Source organism: Allorhodopirellula heiligendammensis (assembly GCF_007860105.1).
In the GTDB taxonomy this organism is placed as follows: domain Bacteria; phylum Planctomycetota; class Planctomycetia; order Pirellulales; family Pirellulaceae; genus Rhodopirellula; species Rhodopirellula heiligendammensis.
This window is the reverse complement of the sequence record NZ_SJPU01000001.1, coordinates 1,517,298-1,534,988: the sequence shown is the minus strand read 5'-3', so window position 1 is coordinate 1,534,988 and position 17,691 is coordinate 1,517,298. Positions and strand designations below refer to the sequence as shown.

18 protein-coding genes are annotated in these 17,691 nt (G+C 57.2%); 8 read left to right on the top strand and 10 right to left on the bottom strand.

The window, feature by feature from the left end:
• Positions 1 to 92: 92 nt before the first annotated feature.
• The 4 genes from folE to folD form a co-directional block, all read right to left on the bottom strand.
• Complete coding sequence (gene folE / locus Poly21_RS05805) at positions 93 to 758, bottom strand: GTP cyclohydrolase I FolE (RefSeq protein ID WP_146405973.1); 666 nt, start codon at positions 756 to 758, stop codon at positions 93 to 95.
• A 74-nt stretch (positions 759 to 832) separates the two neighbouring features.
• Positions 833 to 1,855, bottom strand: a complete 1,023-nt coding sequence (locus tag Poly21_RS05800) for a type II secretion system F family protein (protein WP_146405972.1) — start codon at positions 1,853 to 1,855, stop codon at positions 833 to 835.
• An 11-nt stretch (positions 1,856 to 1,866) separates the two neighbouring features.
• Positions 1,867 to 2,610, bottom strand: coding sequence for a hypothetical protein (locus Poly21_RS05795; RefSeq protein WP_146405971.1), 744 nt, complete (start codon positions 2,608 to 2,610; stop codon positions 1,867 to 1,869).
• A 9-nt stretch (positions 2,611 to 2,619) separates the two neighbouring features.
• The gene (gene folD, locus Poly21_RS05790; protein WP_146405970.1) at positions 2,620 to 3,531 is read right to left on the bottom strand and encodes a bifunctional methylenetetrahydrofolate dehydrogenase/methenyltetrahydrofolate cyclohydrolase FolD; all 912 of its coding nucleotides are present in this window, start codon (positions 3,529 to 3,531) and stop codon (positions 2,620 to 2,622) included.
• Between the two features lie 163 nt (positions 3,532 to 3,694).
• Between folD and Poly21_RS27095 the strand changes: the two genes are divergently transcribed.
• Positions 3,695 to 3,841: a hypothetical protein gene (locus Poly21_RS27095; RefSeq protein ID WP_302117716.1), complete on the top strand. Its 147-nt coding sequence runs from the start codon at positions 3,695 to 3,697 to the stop codon at positions 3,839 to 3,841.
• Between the two features lie 6 nt (positions 3,842 to 3,847).
• Positions 3,848 to 4,828, top strand: coding sequence for an SGNH/GDSL hydrolase family protein (locus Poly21_RS05785; protein ID WP_146405969.1), 981 nt, complete (start codon positions 3,848 to 3,850; stop codon positions 4,826 to 4,828).
• A gap of 322 nt (positions 4,829 to 5,150) precedes the next feature.
• On the opposite strand, the gene Poly21_RS05780 is transcribed toward Poly21_RS05785, so the two are convergent.
• Both Poly21_RS05780 and Poly21_RS05775 read right to left on the bottom strand, forming a co-directional pair.
• On the bottom strand, positions 5,151 to 7,295 hold the full coding sequence (locus Poly21_RS05780; RefSeq protein WP_146405968.1) for a DUF4139 domain-containing protein: 2,145 nt from the start codon (positions 7,293 to 7,295) through the stop codon (positions 5,151 to 5,153).
• Positions 7,296 to 7,502: 207 nt separating this feature from the next.
• A complete protein-coding gene (locus Poly21_RS05775) occupies positions 7,503 to 8,546 on the bottom strand; it encodes a BBP7 family outer membrane beta-barrel protein (RefSeq protein WP_146405967.1) in 1,044 nt (347 codons plus the stop codon).
• A gap of 208 nt (positions 8,547 to 8,754) precedes the next feature.
• Between Poly21_RS05775 and Poly21_RS27090 the strand changes: the two genes are divergently transcribed.
• Positions 8,755 to 8,889 (top strand): hypothetical protein, encoded by a 135-nt coding sequence (locus Poly21_RS27090; protein ID WP_302117711.1) that lies wholly within the window; start codon positions 8,755 to 8,757, stop codon positions 8,887 to 8,889.
• A 3-nt stretch (positions 8,890 to 8,892) separates the two neighbouring features.
• Here Poly21_RS27090 and Poly21_RS05770 read toward each other — a convergent pair whose 3' ends face one another.
• On the bottom strand, positions 8,893 to 9,642 hold the full coding sequence (locus Poly21_RS05770; RefSeq protein WP_146405966.1) for an NAD-dependent deacylase: 750 nt from the start codon (positions 9,640 to 9,642) through the stop codon (positions 8,893 to 8,895).
• Positions 9,643 to 10,065: 423 nt separating this feature from the next.
• Between Poly21_RS05770 and Poly21_RS05765 the strand changes: the two genes are divergently transcribed.
• Both Poly21_RS05765 and Poly21_RS05760 read left to right on the top strand, forming a co-directional pair.
• Positions 10,066 to 11,067: a serine/threonine-protein kinase gene (locus Poly21_RS05765; protein ID WP_146406897.1), complete on the top strand. Its 1,002-nt coding sequence runs from the start codon at positions 10,066 to 10,068 to the stop codon at positions 11,065 to 11,067.
• A 3-nt stretch (positions 11,068 to 11,070) separates the two neighbouring features.
• Complete coding sequence (locus Poly21_RS05760; protein WP_146405965.1) at positions 11,071 to 12,051, top strand: acetyl-CoA carboxylase carboxyltransferase subunit alpha; 981 nt, start codon at positions 11,071 to 11,073, stop codon at positions 12,049 to 12,051.
• A gap of 388 nt (positions 12,052 to 12,439) precedes the next feature.
• Here Poly21_RS05760 and Poly21_RS05755 read toward each other — a convergent pair whose 3' ends face one another.
• Both Poly21_RS05755 and Poly21_RS27085 read right to left on the bottom strand, forming a co-directional pair.
• Positions 12,440 to 13,132 (bottom strand): CvpA family protein, encoded by a 693-nt coding sequence (locus Poly21_RS05755; protein WP_302117707.1) that lies wholly within the window; start codon positions 13,130 to 13,132, stop codon positions 12,440 to 12,442.
• A gap of 155 nt (positions 13,133 to 13,287) precedes the next feature.
• Positions 13,288 to 13,506, bottom strand: coding sequence for a hypothetical protein (locus tag Poly21_RS27085; protein WP_302117705.1), 219 nt, complete (start codon positions 13,504 to 13,506; stop codon positions 13,288 to 13,290).
• On the opposite strand from Poly21_RS27085, the gene Poly21_RS05750 reads away from it, so the two are divergent.
• Positions 13,486 to 14,346: a metal-dependent hydrolase gene (locus tag Poly21_RS05750; RefSeq protein ID WP_146405963.1), complete on the top strand. Its 861-nt coding sequence runs from the start codon at positions 13,486 to 13,488 to the stop codon at positions 14,344 to 14,346. The genes Poly21_RS27085 and Poly21_RS05750 overlap by 21 nt on opposite strands.
• 82 nt (positions 14,347 to 14,428) lie before the next feature.
• Here Poly21_RS05750 and dtd read toward each other — a convergent pair whose 3' ends face one another.
• The gene (gene dtd / locus Poly21_RS05745; protein WP_146405962.1) at positions 14,429 to 14,881 is read right to left on the bottom strand and encodes a D-aminoacyl-tRNA deacylase; all 453 of its coding nucleotides are present in this window, start codon (positions 14,879 to 14,881) and stop codon (positions 14,429 to 14,431) included.
• 82 nt (positions 14,882 to 14,963) lie between these two features.
• On the opposite strand from dtd, the gene Poly21_RS05740 reads away from it, so the two are divergent.
• Positions 14,964 to 15,875, top strand: a complete 912-nt coding sequence (locus Poly21_RS05740) for a DUF1559 family PulG-like putative transporter (protein ID WP_146405961.1) — start codon at positions 14,964 to 14,966, stop codon at positions 15,873 to 15,875.
• Between the two features lie 162 nt (positions 15,876 to 16,037).
• A complete protein-coding gene (locus tag Poly21_RS05735; RefSeq protein ID WP_146405960.1) occupies positions 16,038 to 17,681 on the top strand; it encodes a DUF1559 domain-containing protein in 1,644 nt (547 codons plus the stop codon).
• Positions 17,682 to 17,691 lie beyond the last annotated feature (10 nt).

Sequence of the window (17,691 nt, the reverse complement as noted above, 5' to 3'; positions counted from 1 at the left end):
ATAGGATGTACTCAAACGTCCCTATTCTAACCCAGACCGATACTTAATGGAAAAAACGCCCGCCAGGCGAGTTGCCCATCCCCTGTGCAGCGTTATCCAGCGCTGCGATTAATCAATCCCAACACCTCGGCACGCGATTTGGGATCGGTTTTGAATGCCCCTCGCATGGCGCTGGTCAGGCACAGACTGCCGGGTTTGCGGATACCCCGCATCGTCATGCAGCTATGGGTGGACTCGACGACGACCGCGACACCCCGGGCGGAAAGTCGTTCTTCGATCAGATTAGCCACCGTATGCGTCAGCCGCTCCTGAACCTGCGGTCGACGGGCGACTTCCTCGACGACTCGCGCTAGTTTACTGAGTCCCACGACCTTGCCGCTGGGTAGATACGCGATGTGGGCCTTCCCCGTGAAAGGCAGCAAATGATGTTCGCACATGCTGCAAAAGCTAATGTCTCGGACGAGCACAATCTCATCGTAGTCTTCCTCGAACACTTTTTCTAAATGGCGGCCGGGATCCGATTTCAGCCCGGCGAACATCTCGGCGTACATCCTCGCTACCCTCGCCGGTGTCTCGAGCAATCCCTCGCGATCAGGGTCTTCGCCAACTGCGCCCAAAATCACGCGCACAGCTTGCTCGATCGCCGGATAGTCGACCGCATCGTTCTTGGGGGCGTTTTTGTCAACGAAAAACGGCGTTTTCTCACTGGGGGAGTCCGCGTCAGACTCGGGTTTGGCAGCTTTCGATGAAGCAATCATGCAGGGCAATTCCAGGTGAATTCAGATGGACAGTGGATGCCAATTATAAAGCATCGGTAGGGCGTTTGTCGCCGTCAAATTGGCGTCAGTGCATCTTGGTAGGCGCCCGCAATCATCATGACGATTCGAATAATGAAGAAAATTAAGAATCCAGCCACCATCAGCCAGATGGCACCGGTCGCGATCCCAGCGATGACCCGCGTCGCCATTTTGGCGCGAGCGTCGTAGTCCCGGGCGACATGCGCAATCGATTCCGCGTCGGTCCCAGACAATTCCGCCACGCTCACTTGAGTCAAAAATTCTTCCGGAAAAACGGCCGTTGCCTGGAGCGCTTCGGTGAGAGTCGATCCCCCACGGATAGCTGCTTCGGCGTCGTCCCCGCCGCTGCGATAAAAGTCGCTATCGGTCGAGTCAAGCGCCAGCCGGATTGCTCGGATCGGATCTAAGCCCGTGCCCAGGGCTAATGAAAGTGTCCAGGTGAACCGTGAAAGCGTGATCGTTTGCAGGGGGCTGCCGATCCCTGGGATTTTATAGAGCAGCGGAATTGCATTCTGAATTCCCCCGACGTTCTTCTGAAAGGAAACAATTGCAGCGGTCACAAAAGCGAAAAATAGCAGCAATATTCCCCAGAATTTCAACACGCCGGACGTTCCGGTCAGCCCCATGCCCAGAATGTCTGCCATTTGGCGACCACCGGTATTCATGATTCCCATGATCCAGATCACCAGCGACAGCACACCCACACCGATCACGAATTGAATTGCCGGCCACGCAATCGCACGCTGGAAATTGTTCCGCAGGGTGAGCTGCTGGTCGTAGTACTCCGCCAATTTGAACAGGGTCCGTTCCAGCGTGCCGGTCGCCTCGCCGACATGGGTCATCGATCGCAGTAGTGGCGGGAAGAATTTCGGCTGCTTTTTCATGCCGTCGGCCAGCGTCACGCCGGCGGCGGCCTCGCCGCGGAGTTCTGTAATCGCCAGCCGTTGCCGGGGAGGACCGATCTTTGCTTCGCTGTCGAGCATCCGCAGCAGGTCCACGCCGGCGTGCATTCCGGTCGCGAAACGTTGACAGAAATCTCTGGCAGCCTTTAAGCCCATCCGCTGGCCTATCAAGGCTCCACCCGCAAAACATGATCACGAGAAAACGGCGCCCGTCGGGAGCTCTGAGCAGCATCCAACTCTGGCGGACGGAGCTGTCTGGCTACATTGTCGACCGACGGGTTCGCCCGTCGGGGGTTGGCTCGGGTGACAGAAGCCGACGCGATAATGCGGGGCCGCTCCTGTGCTGCAGAGACTTCCTCACATACCCTGGCGTGCTCTGCTCGTGCGTAGGCGAGCAGCTCGGCTGCCTCCTCGTGCCGGCCCAACTTCTCGATCGCCAAGGCATACGTGTCATTGGCGAGTGATCGATTTCCCTCACGGATTGCCCGCCGAGCATTGCGAACAAGAGATTTCGCTTCAGCAATTTCTGATTCCGCCGTGATGACGGTTGTCCCTCGCTGACGAGCTCGTCTTGCCTCATGCGGGTCGTAGCCCAATATCTGCCGATCCATTTCGTCGAGGTCAATGATAGTTGTATGCACCGACACCCCGCCGCTCGAGGACTGGGCACTGCGATACGTGCCGCCCGGCAGACGCCCTAAGCCGGGAACGCCGCGGGACGAGGACGTAATCGCGGAAGATCGATTGCCACCGAGGTCAGCCGAACCCCGATCAGGCACCGCGACGCCGCCGCTGTACCAAAACTGCCGGATTGCGGGCAGTTGAACCGTCTGCGACAACGCTGGGACGGGCGCCGTGGTGAACCAGATCAGCGTCGGAAAAACAACGGTAGCGAAATAGATGCGTTTCATACCTGCATTCTATCCGACGGCGCCTTCGCGGGCCTGAAGTTTTGCAGCCAACAGCGTATTGTGCAGCAGCATGGCAATCGTCAGTGGACCGACACCACCTGGGACCGGCGTGATTGCCGAGGCCACCTGTTCGGCTTCAGCAAACGCAACGTCGCCGACGAGTCGGTCATCGACGCGGTTGATACCGACGTCCACAACGACCGCACCCGGACGGATCATGTTCCCCCGAATCATCTCGGGTCGTCCCACCGCAGCGATCAAGATGTCCGCCGTGCGGCAGATCTCGGCAAGGTTTTGAGTGCGGCTGTGAGCAAGCGTCACCGTCGCATTTGCAGTTTCGGGGCCGCAGCTGCCGTTCTTCTGCGCGAGCATCATGGCCATCGGTTTGCCCACGATCTCACTGCGTCCGACCACGACAACGTGCTTGCCTGCGGTTTCGATTTGGCTGCGATGCAGCATCTGAATGATCCCATGGGGGGTGCACGGCAAGAACCGCGGCCGGCCCTGCATGAGCAACCCGACATTGATCGGCGAAAAGGCATCGACATCCTTCATCGGATCGACCGCGTCGAGTACCGCTCGTTCGTCCAATGCTGGCTCGCCCACGGGCGTCTCAGGCAGCGGGAGCTGGACCAAAATCCCATTGACAGATGCATCTTGATTGAGCGAGTCGATTCGCTCCAGCAGTTCCGCTGGCGTGGTTGTTGCTGGCATCCGGTCAAGCTGGCTGGCGATTCCAGCGCGTTGACAAGCGCGTTCCTTATTCCGCACATACACCTGGCTGGCGGGATCCTCACCCACCAAAATCGCCGCTAGTTTTGGTGGCGCATTCCCAGCAGCGACAAATTGTTGAACGTCACGGGCGACTTCATTGCGAATTTCAAGTGCGATTTGTTTACCATCGAGCCGCGTAGCGGACATGTTCAGACCTTCGGTTTCTCGGTTGACGCGGGGTAGGGCAGGGCGGTCACCTAGTTTTTACCCCGACCAGCGAGCCGAGGGGAGGGTACGGCGGTTGAGCCAAAAACGGGGCGTCAGCAATAAAATCATCCAGCGACTACCCATGAGAAAGCCACGGCTTTCCATGCTTTGGACACCTGATGTCCCTCACCAAACTGCGGGTGCTCAATTTCCTGGCGAGGAGCAACCAGTTGACTCGTCGATGCTCTACAGTACCAGTAACGACGGCATTCTTGACCGCAACGCCACCCCTGCACTCCAGCCTCAATAGCAACCGATGCCCACATCGCTCGATACAATGAATGGAAATAGACCCCTGCAATTCACATGGCGTTTTGCCATTTTGTTTGCGATCGCCATGATCACCTTCAGTACCGAGCGGGCGATCGCCCGAGCAGCTGAGCCCGCGTTTCCCCTGCAAGCCAAACGGATCGTATTTCTCGGTGACTCGAACACCTTCGCGGGCGGATTCGTCAGCGTCGTTGAAGGCCAGATCATCGCCAGCGGCATCGAGCCACGTCCTGAGATCATTAACCTCGGGCTTTCAAGCGAAACCTGCAGCGGTTTGTCCGAGCCCGCACACCCGTTTCCGCGGCCTGACGTGCATGAGCGTCTCGCTCGCACCCTAACCAGGTTGCAACCCGATGTCGTCGTCGCCTGCTATGGCATGAACGATGGCATCTACTATCCGCTCGCCGAGGATCGTTTTGCAGCCTATCGGACGGGTATCAACAAGTTGATCGAGGCAGTCCATAACACAGACGCCAAATTAGTCCTGATGACGCCGCCACCCTTTGATCCACTGCCACTGGCCAAGCAAGGGAAACTGATACCGGACGGTGCGCCGGAGTATTCGTGGATGCAGGTCTATGAAAACTATGACGATGTGATGAAGGCCTATGCGGAGTGGATCGTGCAGCAATCCGATCGGGCCGAAATGGTCATTGATCTGTATACCCCGGTGACTGCATACATGCAGTCCAAACGGGTGAGCGACCCGAACTTCGTGATGTCGGGCGATGGCGTCCACGTCGATGCTGAAGGCCACCGCGTGATTGGCCAAGCGATCACGCGGGCCTGGGGTATCACCCCTACCCAGCTCGATCCCAAGCAACTCGGGATCGTTCGCAAACGCCAACAATTGATACGAGACGCGTGGCTGAGCGACATCGGCCATACGCGCCCTGGAGTTAGTCCGGGTCTACCTATCGAGGAAGCAATCGAGCAGGCAGCAGAACTCGATAACGAGCTTAAGTAATCGAAATGGTCTTCGCGGACGGTCGATTCCATCGGCATCATTCACGCGAGGGCGTGCCGAGCGCCCACCGATAGCGAGCCGCGGCGCTTGCCCGCCGACGCACCATGTCGCTAAATCGACCACCGGGCGGAACCGGGCGGAAGACACCGCTTGCAGCCTGGGCGGAGCGGCGCTAGCCGTCTGGTATCCATCTCTTCAAACCTCTCGACATCGCAAGCCACCCGGCATTGAAATTGGTCAGCGAAATGCCGCGAGCCCCTTACCAGAAGATCGAGACGCGGTTGGCCCCTCACAGCATTGCGGGGCAGGGCAGGGCGGTTCGCTAGCGGCCGATTCCGCCCATGCCGCCACCCATCCCACCGCCCATGTCGAATTCGGTGATGTCTTGCTCGCTGGTTGGTTCGACCGAGAGAGCCTGGCTGCGATCAAACTCGACGCTGTAGCTATATTTCACATCGGTTGCGTCGCCACCGTACGTTGATTTGCCGAGTGTTAGATCCCAACGTAATAAACCGAATGGTTTTTGGGCTCGTTCGAAGAGCTTGTCATCACTTTGGGCTGGAGAGACGTCGCCGAGGGTGACGCGAATCTGCTCGGCTTGGCTGCTCAGCGGGATCCGGTCGAGCAGACGCACCGTGACATCTCGTTCTTTAAAGTTCGTGAGCACCAGACGGTACTCGAAACCGAGTTTTCGATTGCCGCCTTGGATCGCATCACTCTTTTCGATGAGTTCGCGTCGGGTACGGACTTGCCCGTCGGCTCCGAATCCAATCAGCAGCTTCTGTTTACTGGCGGTTGTGGGCATGTTCATCATGCCGACAAAGCGATCATCGAGATAGATCGAGGCCGGCCCACTGAGTAAACCGAAGGGCAGTTCGTTGACGAGTTCGGCCTCACGGTAAGCGAAACTACTCAGCAGGGGAATCGCCACGTGATAGAGCTCCCCGGACAGATCTTTTTCGACAATTTCGACGAGTTGCTGTTCGCGGCGCGAATCCAAGCTAACGCGACCCTCAATCACATAGGTTTGACTGGCGACTTCGTCGACTGCATCCGAAGCCAGGCCGCGTGCCTTCCGAGCCGAAGCCATGAACTCAAGTCCCTGCATTTCATCGGCGATGCGATTGAGTTGCATGTCGCGTGCTGCGGCCTCGTGAGACTTCATGCCTTTTCCGCTGGACTGCTCGACGGTGCGCTGGCGGCTACGGAGCGATAGCATTTTGCTTTGCAATGGTGATTCACCACCGCTGTAGGCGGAGCCACTGGTGGCCATTTGATTCGGCATAGCCCGCTGCACCCCAGCGTTGGGTTCTATTTGCATGTTGTCGAAACTGGGCTGCGGCTTGGAGGATTCGTTGCTCCCGAAAAGATCATCGAGCGAACCTTCGGGCGATTCGCCAGCGTAAGTCGTTTGCACCCGTAGCGGAGCGAGGCTGGGGCCTGCCGCAGAGACCTGCGGTGAGCTGGTTGACAACGTCAAGCGAACTTGGTCCCAAGACTCTCCACTGAGTTGGCTAATGATCGCCCCATAACGCAAGGTAAACTGATCGGAATCGACCGAACCGTTGACCGCGTATTGGGGTGACCAGCCACAACCGCCGACGGAATAGCTCAGTCGGATCGTATTGCCGGTGGCGACAGACGCTTTGGGGGATGCTTCGCTGTCGGCTTCATCTCCTGTCACGCCGCCTGCGGCGGGATCACGCACATCAATGAAGACACGCGTCTCGAAGCGAGTGTGAGCATGACTGTCGGTCAGGCGTGACCGTTCGCGACTGAACAAGGCTTGAAGTTCATGGAGATCTTCGATCTCGTTCTGGATGTCGAGCAGCTTCTCATTGAGGCCGGCACGCTGTTTCATCGAATAGTCCAACAAATGCGTCAAAGCTTCTGCATTGAGCACACCATGATTGAGGTCGCTCTCGGCAGCGTGCTGGGTGAAGGCAATCATGCGATCAAGCGTGGCGAGATTGCTCTGAGCGACTTCGCGAGCGGTTGTGAGTTGCTCTTGATTCAGTTTCAGTTCAGCGAATTTTTCGTCCAGCTCTTGGACGTCCGCTCGTGACGACTCGCCAATCGGCTCTTGCAGCACCCGGACGGCACGAATTGAGACCCTTTCATTCCCCTCGGCATACACACTTGAAGCCACCAATTGTTCAGGAAGCTTAGTCACGAGCACTTCGTGCGTACCAGGCAGCAGCGGCTGATCGGTGCCTAAAGAAATGGAGCGGGTCACCAGAGCCGAGTCGCGAAACAAAGTCACATGAGTGATTTCGCCAGTATCGACGACCGCCGCTTGAGCCGATGGCTGAACGGCATCCGCAGCATCGTCGCCAGTCGCTGGCTCGGCAGCCGAGAGCCCAGTCGCCGAGAGCCCAGTCGCCAACCAAAACATCAGAATTCCCATGCACCCGAGGTGCCTTGAACAAGGGATCTTGTGCTGGAAACATCGATGCAGAACGGTCATGGAACCACCTCAGGCGAGAGATAACGCGTGAACGAGACGACCGTTATTCTACACGCCCCAGTGCGATGCGTTCCGGTTTTTGGTTGACACCGAGCGACAGCCGCGTATCGCTAGCAGGTCGTGTTTGAACGGAGCCACCGCGGGTCAGGACACCCGCTGGATGGCTCGTAAGTTCACATCGCTCGACGCAGGACCGTCGCTGGACGCTCACCAAGTGTAGTCAATACCGAGCAGGATGCCTTGGTAGAACACATGGTCTTTTGAGTCGATGCCGTTGCCGGGGCCAATGTTCCCAATCTTGTAGTCGCTGGCGGCGAGCTGGTCGGTTCCAACCGCAACCCCATCGATCCACAACAATTGATATCCGAGGTCCACGGACCATCGATCCGTGAGTTTGTAGTTAGTCTGCAACGTCCATTCGCCGACGAACGCGACGGTGTCGTCAAAGTCATTTGCGGTCGATGCGAGGTTTCCCACCAATGGGAGTTGCGTCGCAATACTCGATCGCTGGTGGGCCCCGTTACCATAGATTCCGCCTTTGAAATCCGTGGTCAACGAGAGTCGCGAAGTCCCCCACAGGCGTGCACGAGCTCCGATTTGTCCGCCAAACAAGTCATTACTGGCTTCAGTTTGCGCAACGGTGGGAACTGGCCCGACAATTGGAATGCTAGCGTCGGGGATGTTTAAGCTCAGATTGTCCTTCAGTCGCACATATCGAAATCCGGCAATGGCTTCGATATTTTGGGTAACTTGATGATTCATGTTCAATTCGAAACTGTACAGCTTCGATGCCAAACGCGATTGGATCGACGTTCCCGCTGTCCGGGGAATCGCCGACGAACCCACCTGCACGAGCTGCGGCGAAAAGAACTGATTGGGAGTCGTCGCCTGCGAGGTTCGGTCGTCCCAGTCATCGGTCCCAAAGTAGCGAGACTCAAACCGTGTGCGGTGCGTGAGCTGGCGTTCGAGTTGCAACTGGTAGCCGTACGCGAATCCATAGGACAAGTCCTCAGCGTTCACGGAATTACTGGGATCCCCAACGATGCTGCTCACCAACTGACTGGAACCTGGATCGGAGCGGAACAGAAACAGGCTGGACGAATCGATCGACCAGGGCTTGAGCGACCATGGATCGCTTAATTCCTGGTGGCTGGCATATCGCGTAGCGAAGGTTTGCCCCGAAGACATCGTCGCCGACAGTCCACACAGGATGAAGAGGGAGGTGATTACGAGAGAACGATTCAGCGTCATGCTTGTAGGTCCAATACGAGGGATTTTCGAAGGGAGATGCACTGCGAGGCGATTCCTCCTCACACCTCTGGCTTCCCCCTCCTTCGTCGCTGCTAGGCTACCCGCATCGGTCAATACTGCTGAAAAACGGCTCGCTAGCGGGGTGAGGTGTCGAAATTTGGATCAATCGTTACGACCGGACAGCGAGTGCCTTGACTCCTGGAGTGTCTTGACTCCCGATAAAGACTACAGCGACGCCAAACCTGACGCCTCCCCTTGCGATGCTGCCTATCACGGGGGCAAGGGGTGGATTGTCAGCTGGGCTGGCAACCACGAGTCCCTGTCGGAACTCGTGGTGTTATGAAATTCAGGCGTCATCGCGTCGGTGGGGAACCGAGCCGGATGCCTGCAATTCACGAATCAACCTAGGCACCTCAACGCTCGCTTGGCCGCGGCGATGCTCATCAAAAGCGGGCGATGCGGGTGTATTACCGAGATTGATTTCGACTTTGTGGCATGTGGGCTTCGTCGACTGCACTATTCCCGCGGCGGGATAGACCAGTCCGGAAGTGCCAATCGCCACAAACAAATCGGCCTGCGCGGCGGCTCGCTCGATCACGCCCAGCCCCAGCGGAACTTCACCAAACCACACCACTTGTGGGCGCAGCCAACCCCGTCGTGATTCTTCATCGGGAAATTCGGGATGAGGAGTCTCGAGGCTGAGGTCCTCCCGCCAATCGAACACTTGCCCTGATTCGAGACACTGCACTTTGAGCAGCTCCCCGTGCATCGGCAACACGTTCTGGCTGCCCGCCCGCACGTGCAAATCGTCGATGTTTTGTGTAACGAGCAGAAAATCGCCCGCCGACCGTGCGCTGTGCTCACGCTCCCAATCTGCCAACGCGCGGTGAGCCGCATTGGGCTGAATCTCCGGCGAGAGCAAACACCGCCGGCGGGTGTTGTAGAACTCGTGGACCAGCTTGGGATTGCGGGCAAACCCTTGCGGTGTCGCGACCTCTTCGACCGCGTGTCCCTCCCACAATCCATCGGCGTCGCGAAAGGTGGGGATGCCGGACTCGGCCGAGATGCCGGCACCGGTGAGCACAAGAATGTTCATGGCAGAGAGTGGGAGCCTGTGGGGTAGGGCAGGGCGGTTTTGAATAGGGCGGTTTTGATTTTTGACCCGCCCGACGAAACGGGCAGGGTCCGAAACGGGCAGGGTCGGAGATCGAGCCTTCAGCGAGATTTCCGGGGACGTTTCGGGTGACCCCGGTTTTTGCAGGGCTGGCAGTATCCGCCGTCATGAATTGCCATGAAACCCCTTCGCAGCCCCATGATGGCCGAGCAGGTGCTCCCAGTCTGCGCTGCGAAGAAACGCGAGAAGTGGCAGACGCCCCATCGGAACCCACCCGCCTGGCCCCACGGACACTTCGCCCCACGGACACTTCCCTTTCGGTGTAAGGGTGGTCTGGGGTATCATGTCGCCGTTACAATCCACCTGACCGGTGTTTTCTGTCCTCGTCTTCTTGTCGCCAGCCTGATGTCAAAATCCCGCGATTTCCTTGGTCCTTATCGACTCGCCCGATTGATCCGGATCGGTTCCACGGCGGAGGTCTGGGAAGCGATTGACGAAACCAGCTCGGACAACCAACGCTACGCGCTGAAGGTACTGCGCGAAAGCAGCTCCAAAGACAAAAACGAGATCAGCTTACTCAAGCACGAATATAACGTCGGCAAAGCATTGGCGAGCCCGCGGATCATCAAGGTGATCGACCTGCAGACGGACAAAGGCCGCCCCTTTCTGGTGCTGGAATTGTTCAGTGAATTGAACATGAAACAGGCCCTTCGCAAAGGTCCTGAATCGCTCGCCTTCATGCTCAAAAAAATTATCGAGCAGGCCGCCGAGGGTTTGTACTACATGCACACCAAGAACTGGATTCACCGCGATATCAAGCCGGACAACTACCTCGTTGCCCGCGATGGTGAGACCAAACTGATCGACTTTACGATCGCAGAGCCGAAACTTACCGGCATCAAAAAGATGTTTTACCGCTCCAAAACTGTCCAGGGCACTCGGAGCTACATGGCACCCGAACAGATTCGCGGCAAGCTCTGCGATGAGCGAACGGATGTTTATTCATTCGGTTGCGTGCTGTTCGAGTTGGTGACTGGCAAACCACCTTACACAGGTCAAACGCCCAACGATCTCTTGTCCAAGCATCTGACAGGATCTATCCCCAGCCCGATCGTCTACAACGACAATGTGACACCGGAGTTTGCGGTGTTGATCAAACGAATGATGGCGAAGAAGCAAGAGGATCGGCCCAGTTCGGTCTGGGAATTCTTGAAGGAATTTCGGTCCATGGAGATTTGGCTGAAGCGGCCCAAGGCACCAGAAGTGAGCGTGTTCGATGACATGGGCGGAATGAAGTCTGCCGACGACATGATCAAACGCCCCGATGGGAATTACGACGTCGTCAAAGAATCGGAAGAAGATAAACAGCGAAAAGCAGCAGACAGAAAACGGAAGGAACAGGAATAAACAATGGCGGGTCCTGGTTTAGAATTCGAATACGAGATCGCGGATCTCGAAGAGAAAATTGTTTCGCTCGAGCGGACAACCGATCGCACGACCGAAATCGAGTCGGCGATTCGATCGCTGCGAATGGCGCGCGTCGCCAAACTGAAGGAGACCTACAGTTCGCTCGACCCTTGGCAGACTGTGCAGGTAGCACGGCACAAGAATCGACCGTACACACGAGATTACCTGAACCTCGCGTTTGATGAATTCGTTGAACTGCATGGCGATCGTCATTTTGGTGATGACCGCGCCATGTTGTCTGGCTTCGCCAAGCTCGATCGTTTCAAGGTAATGGTGCTCGGCCATCAGAAAGGCCGAACCTACAAAGAACGCGCGGCGTGCCATTTCGGATGCGCTCATCCCGAGGGCTACCGCAAGGCGATGCTGCGGATGAAGCTCGCGGAAAAATACAAACTCCCCGTAATCTGCTTTATCGATACGCCCGGTGCATATCCTGGTATCGGAGCGGAGGAACGCGGCCAAGCCCAAGTGATCGCCGAGAGCATGTTTTTGATGAGTCGGCTAAGAACGCCGATTATCTGCGTTGTGATCGGAGAAGGTGGTTCAGGCGGTGCTTTGGGCATCGGCGTCGGCGACCGAGTGGCCGTCATGCAGCATGCTTATTACAGCGTGATCAGCCCCGAAGGCTGCGCAGGAATTTTGTGGAAGAGCCACGAGCACGCTCCCAAAGCCGCGGCTGCCTTGAAGTTCACCAGCGAGCATTTGAAGCGACTTGGAATCGTCGATGACGTGCTGGAAGAACCGCTCGGCGGCGCCCACCGTGATCACCATCAAATGGCATCGCGGATGAAGGATTATCTGTCTCGCCAGCTCGTGCATTTGGAAGCGCTGCCGATCGATGAACTCGTGGAGCAGCGATACGAAAAGTTCCGCCGCATCGGCGTGTTCTTGGAGTCCGGCGAAGCCAGCGAATTGGTCAGCTGAGCCGCCCACAGGCATCCGCCCAGTCATCCAAGTCATCCCCAAACGGACAGGCGAAAGCCTGCCCAGCAGGAATGGGCAAGCGATTCCAACCGCCCCGCAACGTCCGATAATGCCTCTTATGTTGTATTCAATCCGCTTGAAACGCTCGTTTTAGCTAGATTAGGCCGAACCGCTCCGCCAGTGTGATGCGTGTGCTGCGTTGCGATGCGCTTCGCAGGTCGTTGTGACGTGCTCTCGAGGTGCGCTTGGGATATCGGTCGGTGGGCTGGCGCCCGACGGCTCGGTGGGCTGGCGCCTGACGGCTCGGTGGGCTGGCGCCTGACGGCTCAGTGGGCTGGGGCCCGACGGCAGCGCCGGCCGACCGGCGCGTCGCCGATCGGTCCTTGTTCTATCGCTGCCATGGAGCCGGCCGAGCGGCTTGCTGCCACTGTGGCGGTGCAGCGAAATTCGTGGTCGGAGACGCGGGTGCCGAGGCTTGGTTTTGAGCTGTTGACCAGGTTGGATTTGGCGCCGACGGATTGCCTGGAAACGACGTGGCGTCACGTGCTGTTGGAGAGGCTCCGGCAAGCCACGGCTGAGCGTTTCCCGCCGACTCGAGTTGTGATTCGGCGCGATCGAGATACGGCTGGACCACCGCGGCTAATTCCTCCGGCATGACCGCGTCGGATTGATCGAGCAACCTCGCAATCCAACGCCCGCTGCGACTCGCCGTGATCGCATGTTTGGATTTTTCTCCGAGCAAGGTGACGGCGAACAATGTGATCAATGTGCAGAAAATGGCGCCTTTGCCGAGCCCGAAGAGCGCGCCGACATGACGATCAAATTCTTTCAATTTCATGCGATCGATCGTGCTGTGAATCATTTGAAACGCGACCCAGATCACGATGGAGGTCCCGACAAACAGAATTAGCATCGCCAGAAACCGATTCCAGGGCGGCTCTGCCTGAATGTTCTGACTGAAGGGTTCGCGATAGTGATATGCGACGGCGTAGCTGACAACGATCGAAACGATCGAGGCGAGTTGCCAAGCAAATCCTTTCAGCGCGCCCAGGAGCATCGCACCGATAAGAACGATCGCCATGAGAATGTCGTAAGTCTGCACAGTAACAAATTTGCTGGTGAAATGGGCCTATCCATTCGGACAGAGTTATTTTGATGAAAAACTAACCCGAGATGCCAGCGAGGAGCGAGATGGGCTGCCTCTCTGGCGCGTCAGATTAGTAAATCAGCACGCCGCTAAGCGCCAAAACGGCAAGTAACCCTCGCCTTGTACCAGAACGAACGGAGCAGGGCGAAGAGCAATCGATCAATTTTCCGGTGTGGCGACAGGCGGCTGAAGTTTGCTAATCGCAGGGGTGAATCCTCTTCAAATTTTTTACGATCGCCCTGCTCTGCTCCGGGCGCCGCCGTTCCTCCTGTATCGCTGTTCTTCTCTTGGCTGGCTTCAAAACCCATATTTCGACCAGCACCGTCGTGGGCGTTGTCTACGGGTATTGGGGCGTGGCCACGCAGGGCATGTCGATCGAAAGTGCGTTGCTTGCCGGTGGCTTGTGTAGCGTTGCGGGAATGCTGCCTGATCTCGATTCCGACACGGGCGTTCCGTTACGCGAAACGACGCTGTTCCTGTCAGCAGTGATCCCCATTTTGATGGTGGAACGATTTCGTGATATGGGGCTTTCTCACGAAGCGATGGCGCTGGCGGCGATGCTGATTTACGTCACGATTCGTTTCGTCGTCGTCGAATTTTTTCGGCGTTACACAGTCCACCGCGGCATGTGGCACAGCATCCCGGCGGCGTTCAGTGCATGCGTGGCCGCATACCTGATCATGCCTTGCCCCAGCGAGGCGATTCGAGTCTACAAGTCGCTCGCGGTGTTGGTTGGTTTTTTGACCCATTTAATTTTGGACGAGATCTGGAGTCTCGATTTCAGTGGTCGCGGGATGCGGGTGAAAAAATCATTTGGAACCGCACTGAAATTCTTTGGGAAAGATTGGTGGGCGAATGTGTCGGTGTGGGGCAAACTCGTGTTGCTGTGTTACGTCGCGTGGGGTGACCATGGAATCCTCGATCGGCTTCGCCAGCGGGTGCGATTGGAACGCGAGCGATACTCCATACCCGAATCGGACTGGTCGGCTGGGCCCGGCCCATATACCTTGCCATCGCGTTCCTCGCAGCAAAGCCAACCCGCCTCCGGGTTTTCGCCCATGGAAGCTTGGCAAACAGGTCCATCCGATTCCAAGCGGATCGCTGATCCACGCGACCGCCCTACCCTCCCCCGCGATGAGTGGCGTTAGCTCATAGGATGGGACCGATTATCCCGTCCGAGATATCTCCCTCGCCTGCACCGATCTGCTCCCGCGGGTCGATGGCCCGAACCTACGCTTGGATCTCCGCGGAGTCGAGGATAATCGTGACCGGGCCGTCGTTGATCAAGCTCACCTGCATGTCGGCCGCGAAGATGCCACGGGCGACGGAGATGTTTCGCGCCGCGAGGTGCTCGGCATAAAGCTCGTAGAGCTCCTTTGCGCGATCCGGTGGCGCGGCGTCTGTGAACGAAGGGCGACGGCCCTTCCGGCAATCAGCCAGCAAGGTGAATTGGCTGATCACGAGAATACCGCCTCCCGACTCGATCACGTTCCGGTTCATCTTGCCGTTCTCGTCAGAAAAGATCCGCAGGTTCACCGTTTTCTCAGCCAATGCACGCACGGTTTCTTCGCTATCGCCCTGCCCTACCCCAACTAACGCGACCAAACCCTGTTCGATCTGACCGACGATCTCATTTTCAACTTGCACGCTGGCTTGCAGGCTTCGCTGCAGGATGACTTTCACTGATCAGTCTCGCTAAGATAGGGTAGGAAGGTGATCATTGTATTCCCTCACAGCCGCCCTGCCCTGCCCTCTTCTAAATCGCATGCCCTACCTATTTACCTGCCCACATTGCGACACACGCACGGAGGTCGACGATGCATTCAGCGGCCAGTCTGGTGAGTGCGTGGTTTGCGGTCATGAGATCACACTGCCCAATTTTGCACCCGGTGCCCGCGCGAATGGTCCGCATGTGCAGCGTCCCGCGCGAACGCGACGCAAACGCTCGGTGGCGTGGGTGGCGGTCGCTGTGGTGATGCTATTGATCGTCGGTGCCGCTGGAATCGCGATCGTGCGTGTCGGCGGTACAACGGCGGCAAAGTTGCGGACGGGGCGAACACGAATGGGCAGCATGAAGAACTTAGAAAAGATTGCTCAAGCGCTCAACGCCTATGCTGCTGACCATGGCATCTACCCTGCCCCGGCGATTCTCGATCACGCCGGTAATCCGCTGTTGTCGTGGCGGGTAGCAATCCTACCCTACCTCGGCGAAGAAGAACTCTACGACCAATTTGATCTCGGTGCGTCCTGGGACAGTGCTCAAAACCAACAGATTAGTTATCGCGGCATGCCAACGATCTACCGTCATCCCGATACCAATTCATGGGCTACGGAGACGGTGTATCATCTGGTTACCGGAGCGGGAACGCTATTTCCCAGTTCGGGGCCACTTGGGCCTAAGCAAGTAATCGATGGTGCCACACAAACCATCCTATTAGTTGAGAGCTCCGCGCCGAGCATTTGGACGGAACCGGCTGACCTCGATTTCGCAAGATCTGCCGGTGCAATCAATTCATCCAGCGGAACAGATCTCGGCGGTGTGACCGACGGTGGAGCATGCGTTGTCACCGTCGATGGACGAAGCCACTTTCTTCCTGAAACGACAGCGCCCATGACCGTCAACGCCCTCATCACACCGCAAGGCGGCGAGCCCTTACCGGATGATGTGCTGGACTGAGCTGCGAAAACATATCTTTGATCAGCTCAATCGAAGCGAGCGTCTCTTCGGACTCATCTACTTCCGTCCCCGATACGTGTCCGTGTCGATCGCATTGGCGAATCTGCAATCCGCTACAATGAAGGAACATTCAAACTCCGTAAACGATAATTGGGGAAGAAAATGAGCCGTCGACTGACGCTAATTGATTTGACTGGGGGAGCGATGCTCGCTCTCGTTGCGGTCTCGCTACTGTCCATGTCCGTCTCACGCATGCGGGCGACGGCGCGAATGAATTCGTGTTCCGCCAATCTCAAGCAGATTGGGCTTGGTTTCCATAATTATCACTCGGCGTATAACCAATTGCCCTTTGGAAGCGGCGGCACATCAGCGGGCAGTGAGTCCGAACCGATGCTCGGAAATGCCAATCGGCTGTGTGGTTTAGTCGGTGTGACACCATTTATCGAACAGCAGGCATTGTGGCAGGATATCGCCAATCCGAGGTCGGAGAACGGTGAGTATTTTCCAGCAATGGGGCCGGTGCCTTGGTATCCACCCAGCAAATACTCGCCTTGGTCGCGGCGTCCTGACGCGCTCGTGTGCCCCGACGATCCGGCACATGATGAAAACAAAGTCGCATCGAGTTACCTTTTGAATTATGGCGACGCAATCGAAAACGTCGGAGCGGCATGGTTGGATGCTGAACCGCCTTATGGCGACAACCGAGCCACCACACGTGGGTTGTTCATTCGTCAACATCAAGTCCGCTTTCGAGACGTTCTAGATGGACTCTCAAATACTCTAATGATGACCGAGGGCAAGCTCACGGGGACCCGTACCGCTAAGAATGTCACGGGAATGATCGCTGATCCGTCACGCTGCCTAGTCGCTCATCAAGATGCCGCGACCGACTTCTGGGATGATCCCCGGCCGGCAGTGTGGGCCGACGGATCACTTCTATCGATCGGATTCCAAACCATTCTGCCACCAAATTCGCCCTCCTGTACTTCGGACAAAGGGCTCTTAGAAGGCGTGATGTCGGCCTCGAGTCATCATGACGGTGGCGTGCATGTGTTGATGTCCGATGGCAAGGTCGCGTTTGTATCTGATACGATCGATGCCGGCCAGGCAGACAGTCCGTCCGTCGCGATCGGAGACTACCCAAACGGAACGCCCGCTCCACCAGGTTCGCCAAGCCCGTACGGGATTTGGGGAGCGTTGGGCACGCGAGCAGCACGCGAGGTCGTTAATCTCGACGTACTTCAGCCGCCGCAACAATCTTTCACTGAGTCACAACTCAAGGAATTTGAATCCTTTCCATTGGAAACGTGGCGGGATGTCAAAGGTCGGGGCAGCATTCAAGCGAGGCAGATCGACGTCGACAATAATTTGCTCGTTCTATTGATGTCCGACGGTAAGGTCCGGCGGATTCCACTTGAGAAAGTCAATCGCGAAGACGCCTATCGAGCGTTAAGAACGAAGCAGGAGCGTCTCGACGGCATGATGGCCACATTCATGGACGACATGCAACTTGCGTTGGGGTACCTCGAGCAGAAAGAGTTCGCGACATTCGTTGACGAGTGCGTGTTGTTCAATGAGTCGACAGCGGACCATACTCAGCCCCGACAGCAGCTCATCTCGGAGTTGGCGACCTATCGTGGTCGCCTGATTCTTGCGCTCGACCAAGTCATTGCGATGGCTCCCTCGCAGCAATCCAATTGGACAGCGCAAGTCAACGCGAACGGTTTAATTTTGAATATCCGAGGTACTAGCGCCAAGTTCCACGCTCAGCGTTCGGCAGGCCGCTGGAAGATTTTGCTGGACTGAGTGGCTGGTG

Excerpts from the sequence above, each read along its gene's own strand:
- folE (WP_146405973.1), bottom strand. The coding sequence starts at position 758 with ATGATTGCTTCATCGAAAGCTGCCAAACCCGAGTCTGACGCGGACTCC.
- Poly21_RS05800 (WP_146405972.1), bottom strand. The coding sequence starts at position 1,855 with ATGGGCTTAAAGGCTGCCAGAGATTTCTGTCAACGTTTCGCGACCGGA.
- Poly21_RS05795 (WP_146405971.1), bottom strand. The coding sequence starts at position 2,610 with ATGAAACGCATCTATTTCGCTACCGTTGTTTTTCCGACGCTGATCTGG.
- folD (WP_146405970.1), bottom strand. The coding sequence starts at position 3,531 with ATGTCCGCTACGCGGCTCGATGGTAAACAAATCGCACTTGAAATTCGC.
- Poly21_RS27095 (WP_302117716.1), top strand. The coding sequence starts at position 3,695 with ATGCTTTGGACACCTGATGTCCCTCACCAAACTGCGGGTGCTCAATTT.
- Poly21_RS05785 (WP_146405969.1), top strand. The coding sequence starts at position 3,848 with ATGCCCACATCGCTCGATACAATGAATGGAAATAGACCCCTGCAATTC.
- Poly21_RS05780 (WP_146405968.1), bottom strand. The coding sequence starts at position 7,295 with ATGACCGTTCTGCATCGATGTTTCCAGCACAAGATCCCTTGTTCAAGG.
- Poly21_RS05775 (WP_146405967.1), bottom strand. The coding sequence starts at position 8,546 with ATGACGCTGAATCGTTCTCTCGTAATCACCTCCCTCTTCATCCTGTGT.
- Poly21_RS05770 (WP_146405966.1), bottom strand. The coding sequence starts at position 9,642 with ATGAACATTCTTGTGCTCACCGGTGCCGGCATCTCGGCCGAGTCCGGC.
- Poly21_RS05765 (WP_146406897.1), top strand. The coding sequence starts at position 10,066 with ATGTCAAAATCCCGCGATTTCCTTGGTCCTTATCGACTCGCCCGATTG.
- Poly21_RS05760 (WP_146405965.1), top strand. The coding sequence starts at position 11,071 with ATGGCGGGTCCTGGTTTAGAATTCGAATACGAGATCGCGGATCTCGAA.
- Poly21_RS05755 (WP_302117707.1), bottom strand. The coding sequence starts at position 13,132 with ATGGCGATCGTTCTTATCGGTGCGATGCTCCTGGGCGCGCTGAAAGGA.
- Poly21_RS27085 (WP_302117705.1), bottom strand. The coding sequence starts at position 13,506 with ATGGGTTTTGAAGCCAGCCAAGAGAAGAACAGCGATACAGGAGGAACG.
- Poly21_RS05740 (WP_146405961.1), top strand. The coding sequence starts at position 14,964 with ATGCCCTACCTATTTACCTGCCCACATTGCGACACACGCACGGAGGTC.
- Poly21_RS05735 (WP_146405960.1), top strand. The coding sequence starts at position 16,038 with ATGAGCCGTCGACTGACGCTAATTGATTTGACTGGGGGAGCGATGCTC.